The 25,869-nt window shown below is 48.6% G+C and carries 25 protein-coding genes, 1 pseudogene and 2 riboswitches; of the genes and pseudogenes, 23 read left to right on the forward strand and 3 right to left on the reverse strand.

The genetic code is table 11. The features are described from left to right. Window positions 1-59: 59 nt before the first annotated feature. From guaA to purD, 20 genes are all read left to right on the forward strand, one after another. Window positions 60-1,601, forward strand: coding sequence for a glutamine-hydrolyzing GMP synthase (gene guaA / locus NYE28_RS03370; RefSeq protein ID WP_007408887.1), 1,542 nt, complete (start codon window positions 60-62; stop codon window positions 1,599-1,601). A gap of 103 nt (window positions 1,602-1,704) precedes the next feature. After that, window positions 1,705-2,238, forward strand: a complete 534-nt coding sequence (locus NYE28_RS03375) for a sigma-70 family RNA polymerase sigma factor (RefSeq protein WP_033574951.1) — start codon at window positions 1,705-1,707, stop codon at window positions 2,236-2,238. Then, window positions 2,220-3,659, forward strand: coding sequence for a DUF4179 domain-containing protein (locus NYE28_RS03380; RefSeq protein WP_342490294.1), 1,440 nt, complete (start codon window positions 2,220-2,222; stop codon window positions 3,657-3,659). Before NYE28_RS03375 ends, NYE28_RS03380 begins: the two co-directional genes overlap by 19 nt. A gap of 123 nt (window positions 3,660-3,782) precedes the next feature. After that, a riboswitch (purine riboswitch) is annotated at window positions 3,783-3,884 on the forward strand. Between the two features lie 131 nt (window positions 3,885-4,015). Further along, window positions 4,016-5,338: an NCS2 family permease gene (locus tag NYE28_RS03385; protein ID WP_337681340.1), complete on the forward strand. Its 1,323-nt coding sequence runs from the start codon at window positions 4,016-4,018 to the stop codon at window positions 5,336-5,338. A 197-nt stretch (window positions 5,339-5,535) separates the two neighbouring features. Continuing rightward, window positions 5,536-6,318, forward strand: a complete 783-nt coding sequence (locus NYE28_RS03390; RefSeq protein WP_342490295.1) for a hypothetical protein — start codon at window positions 5,536-5,538, stop codon at window positions 6,316-6,318. A gap of 137 nt (window positions 6,319-6,455) precedes the next feature. After that, window positions 6,456-6,629 (forward strand): Fur-regulated basic protein FbpA, encoded by a 174-nt coding sequence (locus NYE28_RS03395; RefSeq protein WP_076982879.1) that lies wholly within the window; start codon window positions 6,456-6,458, stop codon window positions 6,627-6,629. Between the two features lie 122 nt (window positions 6,630-6,751). Next, complete coding sequence (locus tag NYE28_RS03400) at window positions 6,752-7,306, forward strand: DUF5698 domain-containing protein (RefSeq protein WP_007408893.1); 555 nt, start codon at window positions 6,752-6,754, stop codon at window positions 7,304-7,306. Next, complete coding sequence (locus tag NYE28_RS03405) at window positions 7,303-7,500, forward strand: NETI motif-containing protein (RefSeq protein ID WP_003155772.1); 198 nt, start codon at window positions 7,303-7,305, stop codon at window positions 7,498-7,500. Before NYE28_RS03400 ends, NYE28_RS03405 begins: the two co-directional genes overlap by 4 nt. Before the next feature lie 78 nt (window positions 7,501-7,578). Then, window positions 7,579-7,680, forward strand: a riboswitch (purine riboswitch). A gap of 132 nt (window positions 7,681-7,812) precedes the next feature. After that, a complete protein-coding gene (gene purE / locus NYE28_RS03410) occupies window positions 7,813-8,301 on the forward strand; it encodes a 5-(carboxyamino)imidazole ribonucleotide mutase (protein WP_007609846.1) in 489 nt (162 codons plus the stop codon). Then, complete coding sequence (gene purK, locus NYE28_RS03415) at window positions 8,255-9,436, forward strand: 5-(carboxyamino)imidazole ribonucleotide synthase (protein ID WP_051058653.1); 1,182 nt, start codon at window positions 8,255-8,257, stop codon at window positions 9,434-9,436. Before purE ends, purK begins: the two co-directional genes overlap by 47 nt. Further along, window positions 9,436-10,728 (forward strand): adenylosuccinate lyase, encoded by a 1,293-nt coding sequence (gene purB, locus NYE28_RS03420; protein WP_007408896.1) that lies wholly within the window; start codon window positions 9,436-9,438, stop codon window positions 10,726-10,728. The genes purK and purB overlap by 1 nt, the downstream gene beginning before the upstream one ends. Before the next feature lie 75 nt (window positions 10,729-10,803). Beyond that, window positions 10,804-11,523, forward strand: coding sequence for a phosphoribosylaminoimidazolesuccinocarboxamide synthase (gene purC / locus NYE28_RS03425; protein ID WP_342490296.1), 720 nt, complete (start codon window positions 10,804-10,806; stop codon window positions 11,521-11,523). After that, window positions 11,523-11,777 (forward strand): phosphoribosylformylglycinamidine synthase subunit PurS, encoded by a 255-nt coding sequence (gene purS, locus NYE28_RS03430; RefSeq protein WP_003155758.1) that lies wholly within the window; start codon window positions 11,523-11,525, stop codon window positions 11,775-11,777. Before purC ends, purS begins: the two co-directional genes overlap by 1 nt. After that, a complete protein-coding gene (purQ, locus tag NYE28_RS03435) occupies window positions 11,774-12,457 on the forward strand; it encodes a phosphoribosylformylglycinamidine synthase subunit PurQ (RefSeq protein ID WP_007408898.1) in 684 nt (227 codons plus the stop codon). The genes purS and purQ overlap by 4 nt, the downstream gene beginning before the upstream one ends. Then, entirely contained in the window at window positions 12,441-14,669 is a 2,229-nt protein-coding gene (gene purL, locus NYE28_RS03440) for a phosphoribosylformylglycinamidine synthase subunit PurL (RefSeq protein ID WP_069007123.1), read from the forward strand. Before purQ ends, purL begins: the two co-directional genes overlap by 17 nt. Beyond that, window positions 14,645-16,075, forward strand: a complete 1,431-nt coding sequence (gene purF, locus NYE28_RS03445; protein WP_069007124.1) for an amidophosphoribosyltransferase — start codon at window positions 14,645-14,647, stop codon at window positions 16,073-16,075. Before purL ends, purF begins: the two co-directional genes overlap by 25 nt. A 91-nt stretch (window positions 16,076-16,166) precedes the next feature. Continuing rightward, window positions 16,167-17,207 carry a phosphoribosylformylglycinamidine cyclo-ligase gene (purM, locus tag NYE28_RS03450; protein WP_094031563.1) on the forward strand — a complete coding sequence of 347 codons (1,041 nt, stop codon included), beginning with the start codon at window positions 16,167-16,169 and terminating at the stop codon, window positions 17,205-17,207. Next, window positions 17,204-17,791 carry a phosphoribosylglycinamide formyltransferase gene (gene purN, locus NYE28_RS03455; RefSeq protein WP_007408902.1) on the forward strand — a complete coding sequence of 196 codons (588 nt, stop codon included), beginning with the start codon at window positions 17,204-17,206 and terminating at the stop codon, window positions 17,789-17,791. Before purM ends, purN begins: the two co-directional genes overlap by 4 nt. Continuing rightward, complete coding sequence (purH, locus tag NYE28_RS03460; RefSeq protein WP_025284372.1) at window positions 17,788-19,326, forward strand: bifunctional phosphoribosylaminoimidazolecarboxamide formyltransferase/IMP cyclohydrolase; 1,539 nt, start codon at window positions 17,788-17,790, stop codon at window positions 19,324-19,326. The genes purN and purH overlap by 4 nt, the downstream gene beginning before the upstream one ends. 15 nt (window positions 19,327-19,341) lie before the next feature. Then, on the forward strand, window positions 19,342-20,610 hold the full coding sequence (purD, locus tag NYE28_RS03465; RefSeq protein ID WP_342490297.1) for a phosphoribosylamine--glycine ligase: 1,269 nt from the start codon (window positions 19,342-19,344) through the stop codon (window positions 20,608-20,610). Window positions 20,611-20,626: 16 nt separating this feature from the next. On the opposite strand, the pseudogene NYE28_RS03470 reads toward purD, so the two are convergent. Together NYE28_RS03470 and NYE28_RS03475 are read right to left on the reverse strand one after the other, a co-directional pair. Further along, window positions 20,627-20,752, reverse strand: a pseudogene (locus NYE28_RS03470) (Lrp/AsnC family transcriptional regulator); the annotation flags it as partial. Window positions 20,753-20,779: 27 nt separating this feature from the next. Continuing rightward, a complete protein-coding gene (locus tag NYE28_RS03475; RefSeq protein ID WP_017419030.1) occupies window positions 20,780-21,010 on the reverse strand; it encodes a DUF2892 domain-containing protein in 231 nt (76 codons plus the stop codon). 121 nt (window positions 21,011-21,131) lie between these two features. Between NYE28_RS03475 and NYE28_RS03480 the strand changes: the two genes are divergently transcribed. The 3 genes from NYE28_RS03480 to NYE28_RS03490 are packed head-to-tail and all read left to right on the forward strand — an operon-like array spanning window position 21,132 to window position 24,208. Then, window positions 21,132-22,874: an adenine deaminase gene (locus tag NYE28_RS03480; protein ID WP_059366742.1), complete on the forward strand. Its 1,743-nt coding sequence runs from the start codon at window positions 21,132-21,134 to the stop codon at window positions 22,872-22,874. Between the two features lie 24 nt (window positions 22,875-22,898). After that, window positions 22,899-23,894, forward strand: coding sequence for a DUF3048 domain-containing protein (locus NYE28_RS03485; protein WP_025284375.1), 996 nt, complete (start codon window positions 22,899-22,901; stop codon window positions 23,892-23,894). A 2-nt stretch (window positions 23,895-23,896) separates the two neighbouring features. Continuing rightward, complete coding sequence (locus NYE28_RS03490; RefSeq protein WP_003155745.1) at window positions 23,897-24,208, forward strand: YerC/YecD family TrpR-related protein; 312 nt, start codon at window positions 23,897-23,899, stop codon at window positions 24,206-24,208. Between the two features lie 35 nt (window positions 24,209-24,243). Here NYE28_RS03490 and NYE28_RS03495 read toward each other — a convergent pair whose 3' ends face one another. Beyond that, window positions 24,244-25,818, reverse strand: a complete 1,575-nt coding sequence (locus NYE28_RS03495; protein WP_012117004.1) for an FMN-binding glutamate synthase family protein — start codon at window positions 25,816-25,818, stop codon at window positions 24,244-24,246. Between the last annotated feature and the right edge of the window lie 51 nt (window positions 25,819-25,869).

The following is a 25,869-nucleotide window of genomic DNA, read 5'->3' on the forward strand; positions in this document are numbered from 1 at the left end:
TGAACGTTTGTCCTCCGTTTTTTCTGTGTCAAAAACTTAGAGGAGATTAGGTGACAACCATGACGAAGTTAGTGAATGAAATGATTCTTGTTCTTGATTTCGGCAGTCAGTATAACCAGCTGATTACCCGCCGGATCCGTGAATTTGGCGTATATAGCGAGCTGCACCCCCATACGTTGACAGCTGAGGAAATCAAAGAAATGAATCCAAAAGGAATTATCCTTTCAGGCGGACCGAACAGTGTATATGATGAAGGATCTTTCCGCTGTGATGAAAAAATCTTTGAACTCGATATTCCTGTATTGGGCATCTGCTACGGCATGCAGCTGATGACTCATTACCTCGGAGGGAAAGTCGAGGCGGCAAGCCAGCGCGAATACGGAAAAGCGAACATTCAGATTCAAGGAACTCCTGACTTGTTCAAAGATCTTCCGGAAGAACAGGTTGTGTGGATGAGCCACGGCGATTTGGTTGTAGAAGTTCCTGAAGGCTTCACTGTTGACGCAACAAGCCATCACTGCCCGAATTCAGCGATGAGCAAAGCGGACAAGAATTGGTACGGCGTTCAGTTCCACCCGGAAGTGCGCCACTCTGAATACGGCAATGATCTTCTGAAAAACTTTGTATTCGGCGTTTGCGATTGTGAAGGCAAATGGTCAATGGAAAACTTTATCGAAATCGAAATGCAAAAAATCCGTGAAACAGTCGGAGACAAGCAGGTTCTATGCGCGCTAAGCGGCGGTGTTGATTCCTCTGTTGTGGCTGCTTTAATTCATAAAGCGATCGGCGACCAGCTGACTTGTATTTTCGTCGATCACGGCCTGCTTCGTAAAGGCGAAGCGGAAGGCGTCATGAAAACGTTCAGCGAAGGCTTTAATATGAATGTCATTAAAGTTGATGCGAAAGACAGATTCTTAAACAAGCTGAAAGGTGTTTCTGATCCTGAGCAAAAACGCAAAATCATCGGTAACGAATTCATTTACGTGTTTGATGATGAAGCGGACAAGCTGAAAGGCATCGATTACCTTGCGCAAGGAACGCTTTACACGGATATTATCGAGAGCGGTACTGCAACGGCGCAAACGATCAAATCGCATCACAATGTCGGCGGACTTCCTGAAGATATGCAGTTTGAACTGATCGAGCCGCTGAACACCCTTTTCAAAGACGAAGTGCGCGCGCTCGGCACAGAGCTCGGCCTTCCGGATGATATCGTATGGCGTCAGCCGTTCCCGGGCCCTGGACTTGGCATCCGCGTACTCGGCGAAGTAACGGAAGAAAAACTTGAGATCGTTCGTGAATCAGACGCGATTCTGCGTGAAGAAGTGGCGAACCACGGCCTTGAGCGCGACATCTGGCAGTACTTCACGGTTCTTCCTGACATCCGCAGCGTCGGCGTCATGGGAGATGCGAGAACGTATGATTACACAATCGGTATCCGTGCCGTAACATCAATTGACGGCATGACATCTGACTGGGCGCGTATCCCTTGGGATGTGCTCGAAGTGATTTCGACACGGATCGTCAATGAAGTGAAACACATCAACCGCGTCGTGTATGACATTACGAGCAAGCCGCCTGCAACGATTGAGTGGGAATAAATGAAGATAAAAAAACGTCTCTTTTAAAAAAGAGGCGTTTTTTTTCATCTTTTTGAAACCGTTTTGCCCCGATTCATATCTAACAGCATAGGAGGTGGATAAGGTGAAAGAAGAACGATTGATCAAAAAGGCGAAAAAAGGTGATGCCGCAGCCTTTGAAAAACTGATCACAGCTCATCAGGAGACTTTATATAAAACAGCTTATCTCTATTTGCATCACAAGGAAGATACGCTGGACGCAGTGCAGGAAACGGTTTACAAGGCTTTTCTGCATATCGCGCAGCTGAAGGAGCCGAAATATTTTAAAACGTGGCTGATCCGGATTTTGCTTCATACGATTTTTGCGATGAGGAAAAAGCACGGAGACGTCATTCCGTTTGAGCCGCAACACGATACGCGCGCGGAGAATAAGAACATTGAAGAATACATAGATCTTCGGAATGCCCTGGAAACCCTTGACGAACATATACAGCTGACCATTCAGCTTTATTATTTTCAAGATTTCTCGATTGCTATGATCGCTGAACAGACCGGTATGGCGGAAGGCACTGTAAAAACGCATCTCCACAGGGCGAGAAAAGCATTGAAGCAGGAGCTGGAAAAGGAGGATAAACATATATGGAAAAGCATCAAATGAAGCAATTGTATCAGGACATTGACGTGCCGAAAGCTGAATTGAAAAACGTGATACACAGCGCCGCTGTCCGTGCCGGAAAAGAAGGCGCCGTCAGACGGAGATGGGGACGAAAAGTGATAAACGGACTCGCGGTTGCTGCTGCTTTGTTTATTCTGTATCTGTCCTCAGGCTTATTCATGCCCTCCGTTAATACGGCTATGGGAAACATCCCTGTTGCCGGGCAGATTTACAGGGTATTTCAGGATAAGGCAGGTTCTGCGCTGTTTAAAAGCAATTTGGTGACAAAACTGAACGAGAAAGCGGAATCGCGCGGGATTACGGTTACAGTGAAAAGTGTGTATTACGACAGCGGACAGCTCGTTTACAATTTTACCGTTGACAATTTGAAATCTAATGAGGAGGATATTCCTTTTGAAGTAGATTATAAAGACAGCCGGAATATATTATCTTTGGATTATGACAGTCAGGGCATGAAAAAAGTGAAAGACGGGCAGTACGGGGGGCAGCTTCGCTTTTTTGCGGACGGCCCAAAGATGAAAGACGGTGATAAGCTTCCGCTTGTCATTACACAAATCAAGGATATTCCCGGAAACTGGCGCTTTACACTCCCGATTAAAAAACAAAAGTCCGTTTCTCTTGAAGGAACGAAAGCTGTGAATGTCAACGGGTTATACCGCTTTTTCGATATCCGGGCGGAAAACGGAACGACGGGATCGGCTCTCCTGTATTCAGTCGACTTTCAAAATGCAGCTAAAAATGATGCCATCTCGATTGACGAAGCAACGGATGATGCAGGAAACCATTATGAAATGACGTTAGCGGCTATTGAACTTGGCAACAGGAAGAACCTTCCCGGCGGCGGGAAAAGAGTACGCGGCCAAACACAATTCAGCAAACCGATAGACCCGAAAGCGAAAACACTTTTCATAACGGGCGATGTAAAATCAGAATCAGAGCCTGGAGAAATCGTCCCTCTGAAAACAAAACTGCCCGTCAGTTATAAAACGAAACATCATCATGTCGGCATCACCATCAAAAAGATCAAACAGCAAGGCAGACGGGTGATCGTCGATTATCAATTCACAGGAATTAATTACAACAAAGCAGATAAAGATCAGCTGATGAATGTCGGTGAGTCAATCGGTCTCGGCAATACGAAAAAAATGAAAACCTGGCCATCGCTTAATGAGTATGAAAAAGGCTATTATCTGAAAGGGAATAAGGCGAAAGTCACGAACCTTAAAACGGGTGAAATGGAATCCGTTTTTGAATTAGATGATTCGTCCGATAAAGACTATTCGTTGCGCGATTTCTCATTCGATTCATATGCTTTGTACGTCAATCAAACGGCTATGAACTTGCTGGCGGATGATAAGGGGATCACATTCGCGGTGCCGGTCCGGCCTGCGGACGGAAAATGATGTCTGGAAGGCGGGTTTTGCCGTCTTCCATTTTTGGTCAATTAACGAATAAACCAAATTTTTTTAACGGGATTGTTCGTTTTTTTTATTGAGTTTTCAAAATTGAATTGATACAATAGACTCAGAAATCAAATATGCAGATATCGTATAATGGCGGGGATATGGCCCGCAAGTTTCTACCAAGCTACCGTAAATGGCTTGACTACGGATCAATCTCAATCGTTTGATATAAATAATCCATTCTTATTTATTCAGACTGAACGTATGTAGTCAAGCGTCCCAAATGTATTTGGGGCGTTTTTTATTTGGCGGATAACGGGCAGAATAAATGGGAGAGAATGAAGGAGGCAATTGGCTTGAAGCAATTTTTTCAGTTTGATGAGCTGGGGACAAGCTATCGTAATGAAATCATCGGCGGTTTAACGACCTTTTTGTCAATGGCGTACATTCTGTTCGTCAATCCGCTGACATTGTCTTTAAACGGTGTGAAAGGATTTCCCGAAGCATTAAAAATTGATCAGGGCGCGGTGTTCACCGCTACAGCCTTGGCGTCTGCGGCCGGCTGTATTTTAATGGGGCTCATTGCAAAGTATCCGATCGCGATTGCGCCGGGTATGGGATTAAATGCGTTTTTTGCTTTCTCTGTCGTACTCGGCATGGGGATTTCATGGCAGGCTGCGCTTTCCGGCGTCTTGATTTCCGGAATTATCTTCGTGGCGCTTTCGCTGACGGGACTGCGGGAAAAAATCATTAATGCGATTCCGCCTGAGCTGAAATTGGCGGTCGGCGCGGGTATCGGTTTGTTTATCACATTTGTCGGTTTGCAGGGTTCGGGCATTATTGAAGCGAACTCATCGACTTTGGTGTCTATAGGCAATATTCACAGCGGCCCTGTGCTGCTGACGGTTTTCGGTGTTATTGTGACGGTCATTCTGATGGTGCTTCGCGTAAACGGCGGCGTATTTATCGGAATGCTTCTGACGGCGGTTGCCGGCATGGTTTGCGGACTGATTCCGGTTCCGACGCACATTGTCGGCAGCGTGCCGAGTCTTGCGCCGACTTTCGGACAGGCGTGGATGCATCTTCCGGATATCTTCTCCGTCCAAATGCTGATTGTCATTTTAACGTTCCTGTTCGTCGGGTTTTTCGATACGGCCGGAACGCTGGTGGCTGTAGCGACACAGGCCGGGCTGATGAAGGAAAACAAACTTCCGCGTGCGGGAAGAGCGCTTCTGGCGGATTCAACATCAATCGTTATCGGAGCCGTACTCGGTACGTCTACAACGACTTCTTATGTTGAATCCAGCTCAGGCGTTGCGGCGGGGGCGCGCTCCGGCTTCGCGGCTGTTGTGACGGGCATTCTCTTTTTGCTGGCGACGTTTTTCTCGCCGCTTCTGTCAGTTGTCACCACGAATGTGACGGCTCCGGCTTTAATTATTGTCGGCGCGCTGATGGTGGCGCCGCTCGGGAAGATCGCCTGGGATAAATTCGAGGTGGCTGTGCCGGCATTCTTAACGATGATTATGATGCCGCTGACGTACAGCATTGCGACGGGGATTGCGATCGGTTTTATATTCTACCCGATTACAATGATCTGCAAAGGAAAAGGAAAAAGCGTTCACCCGATTATGTACGGGCTGTTCGTCATCTTTATCCTGTATTTCATCTTCTTGAAATAACGGAAAAACCGGCTGAGTTAAGCCGGTTTTTTGTTTTTGTCCTATTCCGTAAAACCAATACATACTATAAAACGTCATGTGGGTGTCCGGGTGAAGAAAACCGCTTGACTGTTTAAGGACGCTTCGGTACCTTATATAAGTGTTTTATTTTCTTGTTTAACAAATTCCGCCGTATTTTTTTGATAGGAGTTGCTGACATGACGGAAGAAAGAAAAGAAACGTTGGAAGAAGAAAAACAGCATCAGGGGACTGATGAAGAACCGCTGTCGAGAATGTCCAGAAATGCGGGACGTTATCAAAAGCAAAAGAAAAAAGATAAGGAACGGCGCCCGGCTCCGGCTTTTACGGAAAAACTCGCTTCTGCATGGGCCGCGGTCAAACGTTATTGCCGTTTCGCGCTGCGCATTTTGACATCACCGGTGAAGGTCGTTGGGGAAGACGGCTTTTCCCGCTTTAAATATGCTCTTATTTCAATGCTTGTATTCAGTATCTTTTTCTCAATCGGAAATTGGTTTCAGCTGAGGGCTAGCCAGCAAAGGCCTCTCGGATACGGAGAGCGGCATCATACGTTTTTTGACGGTTTTACCGTCGTTCTCGTGTATACGCTCGTCTTTTTTGCCGCTGCGGCCGGCGCGGTCTGGCTTGTATCACGTTATATGATGAAACAGAAAATTACGATGCGGGATGCGGCCGCGGGGGTCGGATCGCTTTTGGTTCCGGCTGTCGCCAGCTCTATCGTGTGGATGATTTTCGCGATATTGAATCTGCCGGTCATCACCGTGGTGTTTACGGCGCTGACCTTGTTTCTGGCCGTCTCGGCGATGGTGCAATTTGTGCAGATTCTTTACAAATCGGCTGAAAAGCCTGCGGCTGACGTGATGTACTGTATTTCCGCGGCGGTCATCATCATGCTCGTTTTTACGGCTGTGACATGGCCGCTCATTTCCGAGTACTTTACTGCTTCGCTGATTCCTTTATAAGTCGAAATTTGTCTTTCACAATGTTTACAAATATTTCTAATGAAGCGTGTTGTTTTGAAAAGCCGTCCGATATATGATGGGAGCAACAGAGATTGGAAAGCGGCATTAATCTTTATGATTCGGAAAGGATGATGAAGATGGCCCCGTTGTTGCGAGAAGCCATTAATCGGAAAAAACAGCACCTGAGGACAAAACTGATCCGCTCAGGGTTTTATCAAGACCATGTTCAGGAACTGTCCGGATACACGCTGAGTGAACTTGAGAAGGAATATGAAGCCGTCAAACGATTGAAAAAAGCCGATCTTCACTGATAAGAGCTTGAAAGTCTGCCTTGCGGGGCGGGCTTTTTTTTTCTTTTGAAAATGATCAAAAGAGGGTAAACTATCCTTAATTGAAAGATTGGCTTTTCAAATTATCAGAGGAGGGGGAATCAATGATGCAGACGATTTTATCCAACAGTATAGGTATGGTTCTCATTATTCTCATCATTAACATTATATATGTCTCTTTCTTTACGATCAGGATGATTCTGACATTAAAGGGACAGCGCTATTTCGCCGCAGGCATCAGTACGATTGAAATCCTTGTGTATGTAACCGGCCTGAGTCTCGTGCTCGGCAATCTGAATCAAATTCAAAACGTCATTGCCTATGCGCTCGGCTACGGCCTCGGCGTCATAGTGGGAATGAAAATTGAAGAAAAACTGGCGCTCGGCTACATAACAGTCAACGTCATTACGAAAGAGCTTGATCTGGACCTGCCGAAACAGCTCCGGGAAAAAGGATACGGAGTCACAAGCTGGGTCGCGGGCGGCCTTGAAGGGGACCGGACCGCCATGCAGATTCTGACGCCGCGCAAATATGAGCTTCAGCTGTATGATACGATTAAAACGCTCGATGAAAAAGCGTTTATCATCGCTTTTGAGCCGAAAGCGATCCACGGCGGATTCTGGGTGAAAGCAGTGAAGAAGAGGAGAATTAAGGAATGACAAAGCCAAAGAAGAAACGGTTTGAAGTAACGGAACATGAAACGATTGATACTATTCTCACTTTAATGAAGGAAGAGGGCTATATGCCCGTCCGGCGGATGGAAGAGCCGATCTTTACAGAAAAGAAAGAAAATGGATCAATTCAAGTCGTTCCTTGCGGGAAAAAAATCGTATTTGAAGGGAAATTGATCTAAACACGAACATTAAAAGAAAGAATTTTTATATCGTTCGATAATGTCGTTGACATTATCCAAGTCCGTTGTTAAGATAAACATGAAATCAAAACACGACCTCATATAATCTTGGGAATATGGCCCATAAGTTTCTACCCGGCTGCCGTAAACGGCCGGACTATGCAGGAAAGTGATAAACAGCTGACATGGATATCGCAGAAGCGAACGACTGACGATACGCGCGCCATGCCCGGTTTGTATTGCTTCCTCATAGTTGCAATATAAGCCGGGCTTTTTTTTCTGAAAAACAAAGCATGAGAAGGTGGGAACAGAATGCAGCCGCTAGCAGGAATCATCATGGGAAGCACTTCCGATTGGGAGACAATGAAACATGCATGCGACATACTTGACGAACTTCACATTCCTTATGAAAAACAGGTGGTATCCGCGCACCGGACGCCTGATTTGATGTTTGAATATGCAGAAAGCGCCAGAGACAGGGGCTTAAAAGTCATTATTGCCGGAGCCGGGGGAGCGGCGCATCTGCCGGGAATGACGGCGGCCAAAACAACGCTGCCGGTGATCGGCGTACCGGTTCAGACAAAATCGCTTAACGGGCTTGATTCTCTTCTGTCTATCGTACAGATGCCAGGCGGCGTGCCGGTCGCGACGACGGCGATCGGGAAAGCGGGCGCAGTAAACGCTGGTCTGTTAGCCGCGCAAATTTTGTCGGCATTTGACGACGACATTGCGGATAAACTAGAGGCGAGAAGAAATGCGACAAAACAAACGGTGCTGGAAAGCAGTGATCAGCTTGTCTGATAAAAAAACGATTTACCCCGGCGCCGTCATCGGCATTATCGGAGGCGGACAGCTCGGAAAAATGATGGCTGTCGCCGCAAAACAAATGGGCTATAAAGTCGCTGTCGTCGATCCCGTGAAAGACTCGCCTTGCGGACAGATCGCCGATATTGAGATTACCGCCCAGTACAATGACCGTGAAGCGATTCAAAAATTGGCCGGAGTCAGTGACATCATTACGTACGAATTTGAAAATATCGATTACGAGGCGCTCAACTGGCTCAAAGAACATGCATATCTTCCCCAGGGAAGCGAGCTGCTGCTCATCACCCAAAACAGGGAAACGGAAAAAAAGGCGATCCAGTCAGCAGGCTGTCAAGTCGCTCCTTATCGGATCGTAAACAGCGGACGGGAGCTTGAGGAAGCCGTTCAGGCACTGGGGCTCCCGGCGGTGCTGAAAACATGCCGCGGCGGATATGACGGCAAAGGCCAATTTGTCATTAAGGAAGAAGGACAGACAGATGAAGCGGCTGTGCTGTTAGAGAACGGCACGTGCATACTTGAAAGCTGGGTATCGTTCCGGATGGAGCTTTCCGTTATCGTGACGAGATCAGTACACGGTGAGATTTCAACCTTTCCGGCTGCTGAAAATATCCACAAAAATAATATTCTGTTCCAAAGCATCGTGCCCGCGAGAGCGGAGGAAACGGTTCAGAAGCGGGCAGAGGCGCTTGCCGTTCAGCTCGCGGAGAAATTGGAACTTGTCGGGCCGCTTGCGGTGGAAATGTTCGTCACGGAAGACGGAGACCTTTTGATTAATGAACTGGCGCCGCGTCCTCACAATTCCGGGCATTATACGCTCGACCTTTGTGAAACGAGCCAATTCGAACAGCATATCAGAGCGGTCTGCGGACTTCCTCTCGGCAGAACCGATCTTCTCAAACCGGGAATGATGGTGAATCTGCTCGGTGATGAAGTGAAGCTTGCGGAGGAGCATACGGAGCTTTTAAAGGAAGCCAAACTGTACCTGTACGGAAAACATGAGATTAAAAAAGGCCGCAAAATGGGGCATATGACATTTTTGCGGAAGCCTGATGAAACATGGATTCAGGACATCACGAACATATGGATGAAAAGAGACGGAGGACGAGCATAATGATCGAACGTTATTCAAGACCTGAAATGTCCGCGATCTGGACGGACGAAAACAGATACCAGGCATGGCTGGAAGTCGAGATTTTAGCCTGTGAAGCCTGGGCTGAGCTTGGCGTCATTCCGAAAGAAGACGTCAAAGTCATGCGCGAAAACGCGTCTTTCGACATCAACCGCATTTTGGAAATCGAGCAGGATACGCGTCATGACGTCGTTGCATTCACCCGCGCGGTTTCAGAATCATTAGGCGAAGAAAGAAAATGGGTTCACTACGGCCTGACGTCAACAGATGTCGTGGATACCGCTCTTTCCTATCTATTAAAACAGGCGAATGAGATCTTGCTCAAGGACATTGAGAGATTTGTTGACATTATAAAAGAAAAAGCGAAAGAACATAAATACACGGTCATGATGGGCCGCACGCACGGCGTACACGCGGAACCGACGACATTCGGCCTGAAACTCGCGCTTTGGCACGAAGAAATGAAACGCAACCTTGAACGTTTCAAGCAGGCAAAAGAAGGGATCGAAGTCGGGAAGCTTTCCGGCGCGGTCGGCACATATGCAAATATTGATCCGTTCGTAGAGCAGTATGTCTGTGAAAAACTCGGCCTGAAAGCGGCGCCGATTTCCACTCAGACATTACAGCGCGACCGACATGCGGATTACATGGCGGCACTGGCTTTGATCGCGACGAGCATTGAAAAATTCGCAGTGGAAATCCGCGGTCTGCAAAAGAGTGAAACACGTGAAGTGGAAGAGTTTTTTGCTAAAGGACAAAAAGGTTCATCGGCTATGCCTCATAAACGGAATCCGATCGGGTCGGAAAATATGACGGGCATGGCGCGCGTGATCCGCGGGTACATGCTGACGGCATACGAAAATGTACCGTTATGGCATGAGCGTGATATTTCTCATTCATCAGCTGAGCGCATCATTCTTCCTGACGCGACAATCGCGCTGAATTACATGCTGAACCGATTCAGCAATATCGTCAAAAACTTAACGGTATTCCCGGAAAATATGAAACGCAACATGGACCGCACACTCGGTTTGATCTATTCTCAACGCGTGCTGCTTGCTTTAATCGACACGGGTCTGCCTCGTGAAGAAGCATATGACACGGTTCAGCCGAAAGCGATGGAAGCATGGGAAAAACAAGTGCCGTTCCGCCAGCTTGTCGAAGCGGAGGAAAAAATCACGTCCCGTCTCACACCGGAACAGATTGCCGATTGCTTTGACTACAATTATCATTTGAAAAACGTCGACTTGATCTTTGAGCGTTTAGGTTTATAGAAGAAGCCAGCCGGAGGCGGCTTCTTCAGCCGCCGTAGATTGAATATTCCCAACATTCGGGTTAGGAGGCCTTCCGTGAATATTGTGAACAATAATCTTCTTTATGAAGGAAAAGCGAAACGAATTTATCAAACTGAAGACGAACAGATTCTCCGCGTGGTCTACAAGGATTCCGCAACAGCCTTTAACGGTGAGAAAAAAGCGGAGATCAGCGGAAAGGGCCGTCTGAACAATGAAATTTCAAGCCTGATTTTCAAACATCTGCACGCCGAAGGAATTGACAACCACTTTGTGGAGCGTGTTTCAGAATCAGAGCAGCTTATCAAAAAAGTGACCATCATTCCCCTTGAAGTCGTGGTCAGAAACGTTGCCGCCGGAAGCATGTCGAAACGTCTCGGCATCACGGAAGGAACTGAGCTTCCGCAGCCGATTATCGAATTTTACTATAAAGATGACGCACTCGGCGATCCGCTCATCACAGAAGATCATATCTGGCTTTTAAAAGCGGCGGCTCCTGAGCAGGTGGAAACGATCAAATCGATTACAAAACAGGTGAATCAAGAGCTGCAGCATATTTTTGAAGACTGCGGCGTCAGATTAATAGATTTTAAGCTGGAATTCGGCTTAGACGCAGAGGGACGGGTGCTTTTAGCGGATGAAATTTCTCCTGACACGTGCCGTCTGTGGGACAAAGACACAAACGAAAAGCTCGATAAAGATTTGTTCAGACGGAACCTGGGAAGCTTAACCGACGCATATGAAGAGATTTTCAAAAGACTGGGAGGCATTTCATAATGTATAAAGTGAAAGTTTATGTCAGCTTAAAAGAAAGTGTGCTCGATCCTCAAGGAAGCGCGGTGCAGCATGCATTGCACAGCATGACCTACAATGAAGTGCAGGATGTGCGCATCGGAAAATACATGGAGCTGACGATTGAAAAATCTGACCGCGATCTTGACGCGCTCGTGAAAGAAATGTGTGAAAAGCTTCTTGCCAATACAGTCATTGAAGACTACCGATATGAAGTTGAGGAGGTTGTCGCACAGTGAAATTTGCGGTGATTGTGTTACCCGGCTCCAACTGTGATATTGATATGTTCCACGCCGTAAAGGACGAACTCGGCGAAGAAGTCGAGTATGTCTGGCACGAGGAAACAAGCCTTGACGGATTTGACGGCGTGCTCATCCCCGGCGGGTTTTCATACGGCGACTACTTGAGATGCGGCGCCATCGCCAGATTCGCAAACATCATGCCGGCTGTGAAAAAAGCGGCTGCCGAAGGAAAACCGGTTCTCGGCGTCTGCAACGGATTCCAGATTCTGCAGGAGCTCGGACTTCTGCCCGGCGCGATGAGACGCAACAAAGACTTAAAGTTCATCTGCCGCCCGGTTGAATTAATCGTGCAGAACGGCGGCACGTTATTCACATCTTCCTATGAAAAAGGACAATCGATTACGATTCCGGTTGCTCACGGCGAAGGCAATTTCTACTGTGATGACGAAACGCTTGAAAGATTAAAAGAAAACAATCAAATCGCCTTCACATACGGCGGCGATATTAACGGAAGCGTCAGCGGCATTGCCGGCGTCGTGAATGAGAAAGGCAACGTATTAGGCATGATGCCTCACCCTGAGCGCGCAGTCGATGAACTGCTCGGCAGCGCAGACGGTCTTACATTGTTCCGGTCTATCGTGAAAAATTGGAGGGAAACTCATGTCGCTACTGCTTGAACCAAGTAAAGAACAAATAAAAGAAGAGAAACTCTATCAGCAAATGGGTGTCAGTGATGACGAGTTCGCACTCATTGAATCTATTATCGGAAGATTGCCGAACTACACGGAAATCGGGATTTTTTCCGTCATGTGGTCAGAGCACTGCAGCTATAAAAACTCAAAACCGGTTTTACGCAAATTCCCGACTAGCGGCGAACGCGTGCTGCAGGGTCCCGGAGAAGGCGCGGGAATCGTTGACATCGGTGACAATCAGGCGGTCGTGTTCAAAATTGAATCTCATAACCATCCGTCAGCGATTGAGCCATACCAAGGTGCTGCGACGGGAGTGGGCGGCATCATCCGTGACGTTTTCTCAATGGGCGCCCGTCCGATAGCTGTATTAAACTCTCTTCGATTTGGTGAGCTCACTTCACCTCGTGTGAAGTACTTGTTTGAAGAAGTAGTGGCGGGAATCGCGGGATACGGAAACTGTATCGGAATTCCGACGGTCGGCGGAGAAGTGCAGTTTGACGCAAGCTATGAGGGCAATCCGCTTGTCAATGCAATGTGCGTCGGCTTAATTGATCATAAAGATATTAAAAAAGGCCAGGCGAAAGGTGTCGGCAACACGGTCATGTACGTCGGCGCTAAAACGGGCCGCGACGGCATACACGGCGCTACTTTCGCATCGGAAGAAATGTCAGATTCATCTGAAGAAAAACGTTCCGCGGTGCAGGTCGGCGATCCTTTCATGGAAAAACTTCTCCTGGAAGCATGCCTAGAAGTCATCCAATGCGACGCCTTAGTCGGCATTCAGGATATGGGGGCGGCCGGTCTGACAAGTTCGAGTGCTGAAATGGCAAGCAAAGCCGGCTCAGGCATTGAAATGAACCTTGATCTCATTCCGCAGCGGGAAACAGGTATGACCGCTTACGAAATGATGCTTTCCGAGTCTCAGGAACGCATGCTTCTCGTCATTGAACGCGGACGTGAACAGGAAATTGTCGATATTTTTGATAAATATGATCTTGAAGCGGTTTCCGTAGGTCATGTTACGGATGATAAAATGCTCCGCCTCCGCCATAACGGAGAGGTTGTTTGCGAGCTTCCGGTCGACGCGCTGGCGGAAGAAGCGCCTGTATACCACAAGCCGTCAGCAGAACCCGCGTACTACCGCGAGTTTCAGGAAACGGAAGTTCCCGCGCCTGAAGTAAAAGATGCGACAGAGACGCTTTTTGCCCTGCTGCAGCAGCCGACAATTGCCAGCAAAGAGTGGGTGTACGATCAATATGACTACATGGTGCGCACAAATACGGTGGTCGCTCCGGGCTCTGACGCGGGAGTGCTCAGAATCCGCGGCACGAAAAAAGCGCTGGCGATGACGACGGATTGTAACGCCCGTTATTTATATCTAGATCCAGAAGAAGGCGGGAAAATCGCAGTTGCCGAAGCGGCGCGCAACATCGTATGCTCCGGCGCCGAACCGCTTGCGGTCACGGATAATCTGAATTTCGGAAACCCGGAAAAACCTGAAATTTTCTGGCAGATCGAAAAAGCGGCCGACGGCATCAGCGAGGCGTGCAATGTTCTCAGCACTCCCGTCATCGGCGGTAACGTATCACTTTATAATGAATCGAACGGAACGGCGATCTACCCGACGCCTGTTATCGGCATGGTCGGCTTAATTGAAGATACCGCTCATATTACGACACAGCATTTCAAACAAGCGGGGGATCTTGTATACGTGATCGGCGAAACAAAACCTGAGTTTGCCGGAAGCGAACTGCAAAAAATGACAGAAGGCCGCATTTACGGCAAAGCGCCGCAAATCGATCTTGATATAGAGCTGTCACGCCAAAAAGCATTGCTTGACGCGATTAAAAAAGGCTTCGTTCAATCAGCGCATGACGTATCAGAAGGCGGCTTAGGCGTAGCGATTGCAGAAAGCGTCATGACGACGGAAAACCTTGGCGCCAACGTGACTGTAGAAGGGGAAGCGGCATTATTATTCTCTGAATCTCAATCCCGCTTCGTCGTTTCGGTGAAAAAAGAACACCAAGCGGCGTTTGAAGCGGCTGCGGCCGATGCGGTTCATATCGGCGAGGTAACGGCTGACGGACTTCTGGCGATTCAAAACCAGGACGGACAACAATTGGTTCACGCGCAAACGAAAGAACTTGAGCGCGCGTGGAAAGGAGCTATTCCATGCTTGCTGAAATCAAAGGCCTGAATGAAGAATGCGGTGTGTTTGGCATCTGGGGACATGAAGAAGCTCCGCAGATCACGTATTACGGCCTGCACAGCCTCCAGCACAGGGGACAGGAAGGCGCGGGAATTGTCGCAACTGACGGTGAAAAACTGACGGCGCATAAAGGACAGGGGCTTATTACCGAGGTTTTTCAAAACGGCGAACTGAGCAAAGTGAAGGGAAAAGGCGCGATCGGGCACGTCCGTTATGCGACGGCTGGCGGAGGCGGATATGAAAATGTTCAGCCGCTCCTGTTCCGTTCGCAAAACAACGGCAGCCTCGCGCTCGCCCATAACGGCAACTTGGTCAACGCCACACAGTTGAAGCAGCAGCTTGAAAACCAAGGGAGCATCTTTCAGACTTCCTCCGATACGGAGGTGCTGGCTCATCTGATTAAACGCAGCGGACACTTTTCGCTGAAGGATCAAATCAAAAATTCGCTGTCCATGCTGAAAGGCGCTTATGCCTTTTTAATCATGACTGAAACAGAAATGATCGTAGCGCTTGACCCGAACGGACTCAGACCGCTGTCAATCGGCATGTTGGGTGATGCTTACGTCGTCGCTTCAGAAACGTGCGCATTCGATGTGGTCGGTGCGACATACCTTCGCGAGGTAGAGCCGGGCGAAATGCTGATCATCAATGATGAAGGCATGAAATCAGAGCGTTTCTCCATGAATATCAACCGTTCCATCTGCAGCATGGAGTACATTTATTTCTCAAGACCTGACAGCAATATCGACGGCATTAACGTGCACAGCGCCCGGAAAAACCTCGGAAAAATGCTTGCCCAGGAGTCCGCGGTTGAAGCGGATGTCGTCACAGGCGTGCCGGATTCCAGTATTTCTGCAGCCATCGGCTATGCCGAGGCAACGGGCATCCCGTACGAACTCGGTCTCATTAAAAATCGTTATGTCGGCAGAACGTTTATCCAGCCGTCACAGGCTCTCCGTGAGCAAGGTGTCAGAATGAAGCTGTCCGCCGTCCGCGGTGTTGTCGAAGGAAAACGGGTCGTCATGGTTGATGATTCCATCGTGCGCGGGACGACAAGCCGCCGGATTGTCACAATGCTCAGAGAAGCGGGAGCGACAGAGGTGCACGTCAAGATCAGTTCACCGCCGATCGCTCATCCGTGCTTCTACGGCATCGACACATCAACCCATGAGGAGCTGATCGCTTCCTCTCATTCTGTGGAAGAAATCCGCCAGATCATCGGTGCTGACACGCTTTCTTTCTTAAGTGTAGACGGATTGTTAAAAGGAGTCGGCCGAAAATTTGAAGACACCAATTGCGGACAATGCCTCGCTTGTTTTACGGGCAAATATCCGACGGAAATTTATCAGGATACAGTGCTTCCTCACGTAAAAGAAGCGGTGCTGACAAAATAAAATGTGAAAATGACATAAAGGCAGCGGGAATTCAGGCTGCCTTTCTCTTTCTGCCTTTTAAGGAGAAACGAATTGACAAGGAGTGATAGGGATGTCTGATGCTTATAAAAATGCCGGAGTTGACATCGAAGCCGGATACGAAGCCGTCAAACGAATGAAAAAACACGTGGAGCGCACGAAAAGGCTCGGCGTTATGGGAAGCCTGGGCGGTTTTGGCGGAATGTTTGATCTGTCAGAGCTTCCGTATCAAAAGCCTGTTTTAATTTCCGGAACAGACGGTGTCGGCACCAAATTGAAACTCGCATTTTCAATGGATAAGCATGACACGATCGGCGTCGATGCGGTCGCGATGTGTGTAAATGATGTGCTTGCCCAAGGAGCGGAGCCGCTGTTTTTCCTTGATTATTTAGCGGTCGGCAAGGCCGATCCGGTAAAAATTGAGCAGATCGTTCAGGGCGTGGCGGACGGATGCGAGCAGTCAGGATCAGCGCTTATCGGCGGTGAGACGGCGGAAATGCCGGGGCTGTATACGGCTGATGAATACGATATTGCGGGCTTTTCAGTCGGCGTCGCGGAAAAAGACGAAATCGTCACCGGTGAACATATCGAAGAGGGGCATCTCTTAATCGGACTTACTTCAAGCGGCCTTCACAGCAACGGGTTTTCCCTAGTGAGAAAAGTGCTTCTTGATGACGGCGGACTTGATTTGGATACTGTCTATGAACCGTTTGCGCGTCCTCTCGGAGAAGAATTGCTGGAACCGACGAGAATATATGTGAAGCCGGTGCTCAAGGCGGTGAAAAGCGGTAAGGTGGACGGCATGGCGCATGTGACAGGCGGAGGATTCATCGAGAACATCCCGCGGATGCTGCCGGACGGATTGAGCGCGGAAATTGATCACGGATCATGGCCGATCCCGCCGATTTTTCCGTTTCTGCAGGAGCACGGCAAGCTGAAAGAAGAAGAAATGTTCAATGTCTTTAATATGGGCATCGGTTTTGTCCTTGCCGTTAAAGAAGAGGACTTGACAGACGTTATCGACACGCTTGAAGCTCAGGGCGAGAAGGCTTATCTGATCGGCCGGGTCAAGCGGGGCGAAGGCATTTCTTTCGGCGGTGCGGCTCTTTTATGAAAAAGTTTGCGGTATTTGCTTCAGGAAACGGATCGAACTTCGAGGCCATTGCCAAACGCATGAGAGAAGAGAAGTGGGATGCGGAGCTCTCGCTTCTCGTGACGGATAAGCCTCAGGCAAAGGCGGTGGAAAGGGCGGAGGCTTTACACATTCCGTCATTCGCCTTTGAACCGTCATCTTTTGAAAACAAAGCGGCCTTTGAACGGGCCGTTATTGAACAGCTGCGCCTGCACGGGGCGGAATTAATCGTTCTCGCCGGCTATATGAGACTGATTGGAGATACGCTGCTTGAAGCATACGGGGGCCGCATTATTAATATACATCCCTCGCTTCTTCCGGCATTCCCCGGGATTGACGCTGTCGGACAGGCGTATCGGGCCGGTGTGAAAGTGGCGGGCATTACCGTTCATTACGTCGACGAAGGCATGGACACCGGACCGATTATCGCGCAAAAAGCATTCGAAATACAGGAAAACGATACGCTTGAAGACATAGAGCATACAATACACGAGCTTGAGCACAAATGGTATCCGAGCGTTGTGAAACAGCTGCTGGGACTAAATAACAGAGGTGAAAAGGCATGACAATCAAACGCGCACTAATCAGTGTTTCTGATAAAACAAATCTCGTACCTTTCGTAAAGGAACTGACAGAGCTCGGCGTCGAAGTCATTTCGACCGGAGGAACAAAAAAACTTCTTCAGGAAAACGGTGTGGATGTCATCGGCATTTCAGAAGTGACCGGATTTCCTGAAATTATGGACGGACGGTTAAAAACGCTCCATCCTAATATTCACGGCGGACTGCTTGCCGTAAGAGACAATGAAGAGCATATGGCGCAGATCAATGAGCATGGCATTGCCCCCATTGACCTTGTGGTCGTCAACCTTTACCCGTTTAAAGAAACGATTTCGAAAGAAGACGTAACATACGATGAAGCGATAGAAAACATTGATATCGGCGGTCCCGGCATGCTGCGCGCCGCATCGAAAAACCATCAGGATGTGACGGTCATCACAGATCCGGCCGATTACAGCTCCGTGCTCAATGAGATTAAAGAACACGGCGGCGTTTCGCTTAAAAGAAAACGCGAGCTTGCGGCCAAAGTATTCCGCCATACCGCGGCATACGACGCATTAATCGCTGATTACTTAACACGCGAGACCGGTGAGAAAGACCCTGAGCAATTCACCGTTACATTTGAGAAAAAACAATCGCTCCGCTATGGTGAAAACCCTCACCAAGAGGCTGTTTTCTATCAAAGCGCACTTCCCGTCTCCGGTTCCATCGCGGCGGCAAAACAGCTTCACGGCAAAGAGCTTTCTTACAACAATATTAAGGACGCGGATGCGGCCGTTCAAATCGTCCGGGAATTTACAGAACCCGCAGCTGTTGCCGTTAAACATATGAACCCGTGCGGAGTCGGTACGGGAGCTTCAATTGAGGAAGCATTCAATAAAGCGTATGAAGCTGATAAAACCTCCATTTTCGGCGGCATCATCGCGCTGAACCGTGAAGTTGATCAGGCAACGGCTGAAGCCCTTCACGGCATCTTTTTAGAAATCATTATCGCCCCTTCTTTCAGTGAAGAAGCGCTGAACGTACTGACGGCGAAGAAAAACCTTCGTCTGCTCACGCTTGACGTGTCCGCATCAGGGAAGAAAGAAAAACAGCTGACATCCGTACAGGGCGGTCTTTTGATTCAAGATTTAGACGTCCATGGATTTGATGACGCCGACATCAGCATCCCGACAAAAAGAGAGCCGAGCGAGCAGGAATGGGAAGATTTGAAGCTGGCCTGGAAAGTCGTCAAACACGTGAAATCCAACGCGATCGTTCTTGCAAAAGACCATATGACGGTCGGTGTGGGAGCGGGGCAGATGAATCGCGTCGGTTCAGCTAAAATCGCCATTGAGCAGGCCGGAGAAAAAGCAAAAGGCAGCGCGCTCGGATCAGACGCGTTTTTCCCGATGCCGGATACAGTCGAAGAAGCCGCAAAAGCCGGTGTCACGGCGATTATCCAGCCAGGCGGATCGGTCCGCGATGAAGATTCGATTAAAAAAGCGGATGAATACGGCATCGCCATGGTATTCACCGGCATCAGACATTTCAAACATTAAGAGGGGGAACGAAGCGTGAATGTATTGATTATCGGAAAAGGCGGCAGAGAGCATACATTGGCTTGGAAAGCGGCGCAAAGCCCGCTTGTTGACACGGTGTACGCCGCGCCCGGAAATGACGGTATGGCAGACTGCGCGACGCTGGTCAACATTGAAGAAAGCGATCATGCCGCACTCATTGCGTTTGCGAAAGAACATCATGTCGGCCTGACGATTATCGGCCCTGAAGTTCCTCTGATTGAAGGGATAGCCGACGAGTTTGAAAAAGCCGGACTGCTTGTTTTCGGACCGTCTGAAAAAGCGGCAATCATTGAAGGGAGCAAACAGTTTGCCAAGGATTTAATGAAAAAATACGGCATTCCGACGGCGGAGTATGAGACGTTTACTTCATTTGAAGAGGCGAAAGCATATGTGCAGCAAAAAGGCGCGCCGATTGTCATTAAAGCGGACGGGCTTGCCGCCGGAAAAGGTGTCACGGTCGCGATGACGGAAGAAGAAGCGGTTGAATGCCTGCACGATTTTCTTGAGGATGAGAAATTCGGGGAGGCGAGCGCATCCGTTGTCATTGAAGAGTTCCTCGCCGGCGAAGAATTTTCTTTAATGGCGTTTGTAAAAGGGGAGACCGTCTATCCGATGGTAATCGCTCAAGATCATAAACGCGCCTTCGATGGAGACAAAGGGCCGAATACGGGCGGAATGGGAGCCTACTCACCGGTGCCGCACATTTCCGATGATATCGTCAGAAGCGCAGTCGAAACGATTGTGAAGCCGGCGGCAAAAGCAATGGTGAAAGAGGGACGCTCCTTCACGGGCGTGCTGTACGCGGGGCTGATTCTGACGGAAAACGGATCAAAAGTCATTGAATTCAACGCGCGTTTCGGAGATCCGGAAACACAGGTCGTCGTGCCGAGAATGGAATCTGACCTCATTCAGGTGCTCTTAGATCTTCTGCATGAGAAGGATGTTGACCTAAGGTGGAAGGATACGGCCGCTGTCAGCGTTGTGCTGGCTTCTGAAGGCTATCCGGAAGGCTATGCGAAAGGCACTCCGATCGGCAGTTTGACGTCCGCTGAAGACGGGATCGCCGTTTTTCATGCCGGAACGAAAAAAGACGGCGGACAATTTGTTACAAACGGCGGCCGGGTCGCCAATGTCACGGCATTTGCGGGGACATTTGAAGCGGCGAGAGATAAAGTGTACAGCACCGTTTCAGGGCTGACAAAACCCGGACTGTTTTACAGAAGCGACATCGGCGCCCGTGCGCTGAAAGCATCGCGGCGATAAAGAGGAAAACCCCGCGTCATATAAGATGCGGGTTTTCTTCTGAAAAGACGACTAAGACTGTCGGCTTGCCGTGTGACACGCAGTCATCGATGAAGTCCTCCGGCGTATAGACGGATTCTTCTCAGACTCGCGGGACAGGAGAAATTAAATAACAAGCCGAAACGGCTTGTTATTTTTCTTGCTGATGGCTGTCATCCTGATTCATTCCGGTTTGGAACATATATGTCACCGGACAGAAGCGGAGGATGCCGGACGCCGCTTTCATCGCGCCCATCATCATACAGAAGAGATGCATCTTGCACCAAGGTTTTCTCGTGTATTTCGCTGAAGCAGCAGACAAAATGGTGAGGCCGCAAGTGATGCGCATAACGGCATTTAATAAACTGATATTCGGTTTCATCATTTCAGCTCCCTTAGAAAAAGTTTTTCATTCATCTTCAATAATTTGTAACGTTTTAGCCGTGCGATAATTGTGCGGATGTGATACGATGGGTCTAATATAAGCGAAGGAGAGTATGTGAATGTCCGAACGTACCTTTAACTGGAAAAATAAAGACATCAGATCACAGGCGGATGTTGTAGACTCAAAGCTGCTTCCAACGCTACTTTTACGGGATGCTCTCGTATTAAATCCTTTTTTAAAACAATGGCTGAAAAAGAATGTCTGGATTTACGGAGACCGAATTGTATATGTTGGTGATGAGCTTCCTGATGCAGCAGAGCACATTCATACCATAAATTGTGAAGGAAAATACATTGTGCCAGGTTACATTGAACCGCATACACATCCTTTTCAAATATATAATCCCCAAACGCTCGCCGAATATGTGTCTCAATTCGGAACAACGACGTTTGTTAATGATAACTTGTTTTTTCTTTTGCACAGCGGTAAAAAGAAAGCGCTTACTATATTAGAGGAACTGAAAAAACAGCCGGTGCAATACTTCTGGTGGTCCAGATATGATCTGCAGACTGAAGTGCTGAATGAGGATCAGCTTCTTTCTTTTGATGTCCGCAAGCAATGGATGGAGCACCCGGATGTCATTCAAGGCGGAGAATTGACCGGATGGCCGCGCCTCATGGACGGCGATGACTTGATGCTTCATTGCATGCAGGCGACAAAGAAACTGCGCAAGCGGATAGAAGGGCATTTTCCCGGAGCCTCTGAAAAAACACTGACGAAGATGAAACTGTTCGGAGCGGATTCCGACCACGAGGCGATGAATGGCGGCGAGGTGATGAGACGGCTTGAATTGGGCTACTATGTTTCGCTCAGACATTCATCCATCCGCCCTGATTTGAGAACGATTTTGCAGGATCTCCATCAAAAAGGCTTCCGGCATTATGATCATTTCTTCTACACGACGGATGGAGCGACGCCGCTTTTTTATAAAGGCGGCATGACGAATGAATTAATCAAAATCGCTTTGGAGGAAGGAGTTCCGGCGATCGATGCCTACAATATGGCCTCCTTTAATATCGCGAAGTATTATCAGATGGACGACTTTCTCGGTGTGGTCGGTCCGGGACGGCTTGCTTCATTGAACATTCTCGATGACCCGATGAATCCGGACCCGGTCACGGTGATCTCCAAAGGCATCCTGCTGAGGGAAGACGGCCGAAATATGAATGCGTTTACAGAAACGGATTGGAAAAAGGGCGGTCTTGTCCCTCTTGAGCTTTCATATGATATGACGATGGATGATTTACAGTTTTCAATGCCGATGGGTGTGACCATGCGCAACGCGGTCATTATGGAGCCGTATATGATTGCGATTGATAATTCTGTTGACCAGCTTTCTTTTGATCATGATGAATGCTATCTCACGCTTCTCGATAAGCATGGAAAATGGCGGGTCAATACAATGCTGAAAGGTTTTGCCGATCGGGTGCAGGGCTTTGTCAGTTCCTACACGACAACCGGAGATATTATCGCTGCCGGAAAAAATAAAGAAGATATCCTGCTCGCTTTCTCACGGATGAAAGAAATCGGCGGCGGAATCGTGCTTGCCGAAAACGGGAAGATTCTGCATGAGATTCCCCTCGCCTTAAACGGTTCTGCATCCGCGGAGAAGTATGAAGAAGTGCTTGAGAAAGAGCAAAAACTGAGGATGTTGCTGGAGGAGCGGGGCTACCGATTCTGCGATCCGATCTATACGCTGCTCTTTTTGCAGAGCACACACCTGCCTTATATCCGCATTACGCCGAGAGGAATATTCGACGTGATGAAAAAAACTGTACTCTTTCCATCGATAATGCGTTAAAATATAAAAGCAGGGAGCCGACATATGAAAAGATGGAAAACCGTTTGTATGCTTTGTTTTGCGTTTTTGCTGCTTGCCGCCTGCCGGCAGAATAATGCCGATCAGGTGCAGCCGAAAGAAGCGGAAGCTCCTTTAACGGGGCTGAAAACTGAGCAGAAGCTTGCAAAACGCCGTCCGATTGCAGTCGCAGTGAATAATCATCCGAAGGCGAGGCCCCAATCCGGGCTGTCAAAGGCGGATGTTGTCATCGAAGCGCTCGCGGAGGGCCGGATTACGCGGTTTCTCGCGATTTTTCAAAGTGAGATGCCGGAAACGGTCGGGCCTGTGCGAAGCGCGAGGGAATATTTTGTCACGCTCAGCAGCGGGTTTAACAGCATATTTGTCCATCATGGCTGGAGTCCCGGCGCAAAAAAGCAGCTGGAGTCCGGAGCTTACGATTATATAAACGGTTTGGATTTTGACGGAAGCCTGTTTTGGAGAGCCGATTTCAGCAAGCCGCCCCACAATTCCTACACGTCGTATGACAATATCAGGAAGGCGGCGGAACAAAAAGGATACAAGCTGAACGGAAAAACAGAACCGCTCCCATTTCAGACATCAGATGCAAAACCAGGAAATGAAACCTACAATATTCGGATAGATTATGGAACACAAAACATTACAAATCTTGTCGAATACGATTATGATAAAAAAGCTGATGCTTATACAAGAAGCTCTGATGGTGTGAAAGCGACAGACCGGGAGACCGGAAAGCCTTTAGCCATGCACAACATTTTTATTGTTGAAGCCGGCCATCGCATGACAGACAAAGATGGAAGGCGGGCCATCGATATTCAGTCAGGGGGGAAGGGCCTCCTGCTTCAGCACGGCGATGTTATAGAGTCAGACTGGGAATATAAAGACGGCCGTATTCTGCCCGTAAAAGGCGGTGAGATTCTTCCGTTTGTGCCAGGAAAGACATGGATTAATATCGTGCCTGATCTCGATGCAGCTTCCATTAGTAAAGGAGAAGGTGTTTGACGATGCAAATCGATAAATTACGCGGAAAAGAACTGGACCAGTTATTTTTATCTATTTTATCGCTGAAAGATCTGGAGGAATGCTATCGTTTCTTTGACGATCTTTGTACGATTAATGAAATCCAATCGCTGGCGCAGCGTTTGGAAGTGGCAAGAATGCTCCGCGAAGGAAATACGTATCACAAAATAGAAAGCGAAACGGGTGCTTCCACAGCGACGATTTCCCGGGTGAAGCGCTGCTTAAATTATGGTAACGACGCCTATGAAATGGCGCTTGACCGCGTAAACAAAGGAGAATCCTCCTCAGCTACGTAAAAAACCGCTCTGCCGATGACGGCAGGCGGTTTTTTTTATGCGTGCTGATTCAAAAGGCCGGGAAGTTCCCTCAGGCTTCCGTCTTCCTCCCGGTATACGATGTGTTCAGCTGAAAAATGAATCGGCGAGCTGATGCCCGCCGCAGCGGCAAGGTGAAACAGCCCTTCACGCAATGAGAGCACGTAGTTGCAGACGCGGTGCTGTTTATCCTCGATACTGAGCGCGCGCTGAAGTTTTGGGTCGGTTGTCGCCACTCCGACAGGACAATGATTGGTGTGGCATACTTGAGCGCGGATACAGCCGACTGAAAACATCATTCCCCGGGCAATATTGACAAAATCCGCGCCTAACGCGAGGGCAACGGCAATCTTATCCGGAGTGAGCAGCTTTCCGGATGCGAAAATTTTCAGCTTATCTCTTATCCCGTATGTCTTCAAAAGGCCGTCAACAAGGGGAAGGCCGGTCAGAATCGGCAGGCCGACGGAATCCGCCAGCTCATGGAAAGAAGCTCCCGTTCCCCCTTCACTGCCGTCAATCGTAATAAAGTCGGGAAGTTTGCCTGATGAACTCATACAGGAAATAAGGTCTTCAAGGTCTTTGCGGCTGCCCGGGACAATTTTGATACCGACCGGTTTTTCGCCGACAGTCCTTAATTTCTCAATGAAATCAAGCATGTCCGGAACATTTGAGAACTCGTTGAAGCGGTTTGGGCTGTCAATGGATTGTCCGGGCTGCACATTTCTGATGGCGGCAATTTCTTCGGTCACCTTTGAACCGTCAATATGCCCGCCTCTTGCTTTCGCCCCTTGCGCAAGCTTTAATTCAAAGGCTTTAATCTGCTCGAGGCGGCTTTTTTTCTTAAATTCTTCCCACGAAAATTCTCCATCTTCGGTGCGGACGCCGAACAGGCCGGGGCCGATTTGGCAGATAATATCCGCGCCGCCTTTCAGGTGATACTCAGACAGGCCGCCTTCGCCTGTATTCATCCATGTGCCGCCGGCCTGGTGCAGCCCTTTTGACAGGGCGGTGATTGCCCTGTCGCCAAGTGAGCCGTAGCTCATCGCTGATTGTCCGATTAACCCTTTCACATAAAACGGCTTTTTGCATGTGTCGCGGCCGATCACTTGCACATCGTCCGGATGCAGGTAATAAGGGTCCGCTTTTGCTTTTTCGCGGTGTTCGCTGCGTTTCAGCAGGTTGTCTTTGTCAATTTTGTATACCATCGTGTCGATCTTCGGCGTCTGATCTGCGCGCAGCTCCTCCCTTTGTTTCGGGAAGAGGGCGTTACGGATATAATAGCCCGGCTGATTGAAATCCCGTTCTGAGCCGAAGCCCATCATTCTGCTTTTATACTTTCCGGACATGACCGTCTGTTCATATTCTCTCCGGGAAAACGGCTGTTCTTCGTTATCATTGCTGAATAAATACTGCCGCAGCTCAGGTCCGATTTTTTCAAATATATAGCGCAGTTTTCCCGCTACGGGATAATTGCGCAGCACTGAATGTTCTTCCTGCTTTTCGTCTCTTATGTATATCCAGAGAAACAGTGCGGCGGGAACTAAAATAATAAAAATCAATATACAAATCAGTACGATAATGGCTTGTTCCATTGAGATCAGACTCCTTGTCTTTTTTCTCTTTGACATTCCACATATTGTCTG

The organism is Bacillus sp. FSL R5-0443, assembly GCF_038608285.1.
Taxonomy (GTDB): domain Bacteria; phylum Bacillota; class Bacilli; order Bacillales; family Bacillaceae; genus Bacillus; species Bacillus velezensis.

Bases quoted from the DNA above. Each gene is read 5' to 3' on its own strand.
- guaA (WP_007408887.1), top strand. From the start codon at position 60: ATGACGAAGTTAGTGAATGAAATGATTCTTGTTCTTGATTTCGGCAGT.
- NYE28_RS03380 (WP_342490294.1), top strand. From the start codon at position 2,220: ATGGAAAAGCATCAAATGAAGCAATTGTATCAGGACATTGACGTGCCG.
- NYE28_RS03390 (WP_342490295.1), top strand. From the start codon at position 5,536: ATGACGGAAGAAAGAAAAGAAACGTTGGAAGAAGAAAAACAGCATCAG.
- NYE28_RS03395 (WP_076982879.1), top strand. From the start codon at position 6,456: ATGGCCCCGTTGTTGCGAGAAGCCATTAATCGGAAAAAACAGCACCTG.
- NYE28_RS03400 (WP_007408893.1), top strand. From the start codon at position 6,752: ATGATGCAGACGATTTTATCCAACAGTATAGGTATGGTTCTCATTATT.
- NYE28_RS03405 (WP_003155772.1), top strand. From the start codon at position 7,303: ATGACAAAGCCAAAGAAGAAACGGTTTGAAGTAACGGAACATGAAACG.
- purE (WP_007609846.1), top strand. From the start codon at position 7,813: ATGCAGCCGCTAGCAGGAATCATCATGGGAAGCACTTCCGATTGGGAG.
- purK (WP_051058653.1), top strand. From the start codon at position 8,255: ATGCGACAAAACAAACGGTGCTGGAAAGCAGTGATCAGCTTGTCTGAT.
- purB (WP_007408896.1), top strand. From the start codon at position 9,436: ATGATCGAACGTTATTCAAGACCTGAAATGTCCGCGATCTGGACGGAC.
- purS (WP_003155758.1), top strand. From the start codon at position 11,523: ATGTATAAAGTGAAAGTTTATGTCAGCTTAAAAGAAAGTGTGCTCGAT.
- purL (WP_069007123.1), top strand. From the start codon at position 12,441: ATGTCGCTACTGCTTGAACCAAGTAAAGAACAAATAAAAGAAGAGAAA.
- purF (WP_069007124.1), top strand. From the start codon at position 14,645: ATGCTTGCTGAAATCAAAGGCCTGAATGAAGAATGCGGTGTGTTTGGC.
- purM (WP_094031563.1), top strand. From the start codon at position 16,167: ATGTCTGATGCTTATAAAAATGCCGGAGTTGACATCGAAGCCGGATAC.
- purN (WP_007408902.1), top strand. From the start codon at position 17,204: ATGAAAAAGTTTGCGGTATTTGCTTCAGGAAACGGATCGAACTTCGAG.
- purH (WP_025284372.1), top strand. From the start codon at position 17,788: ATGACAATCAAACGCGCACTAATCAGTGTTTCTGATAAAACAAATCTC.
- NYE28_RS03475 (WP_017419030.1), bottom strand. From the start codon at position 21,010: ATGAAACCGAATATCAGTTTATTAAATGCCGTTATGCGCATCACTTGC.
- NYE28_RS03480 (WP_059366742.1), top strand. From the start codon at position 21,132: ATGTCCGAACGTACCTTTAACTGGAAAAATAAAGACATCAGATCACAG.
- NYE28_RS03485 (WP_025284375.1), top strand. From the start codon at position 22,899: ATGAAAAGATGGAAAACCGTTTGTATGCTTTGTTTTGCGTTTTTGCTG.
- NYE28_RS03490 (WP_003155745.1), top strand. From the start codon at position 23,897: ATGCAAATCGATAAATTACGCGGAAAAGAACTGGACCAGTTATTTTTA.
- NYE28_RS03495 (WP_012117004.1), bottom strand. From the start codon at position 25,818: ATGGAACAAGCCATTATCGTACTGATTTGTATATTGATTTTTATTATT.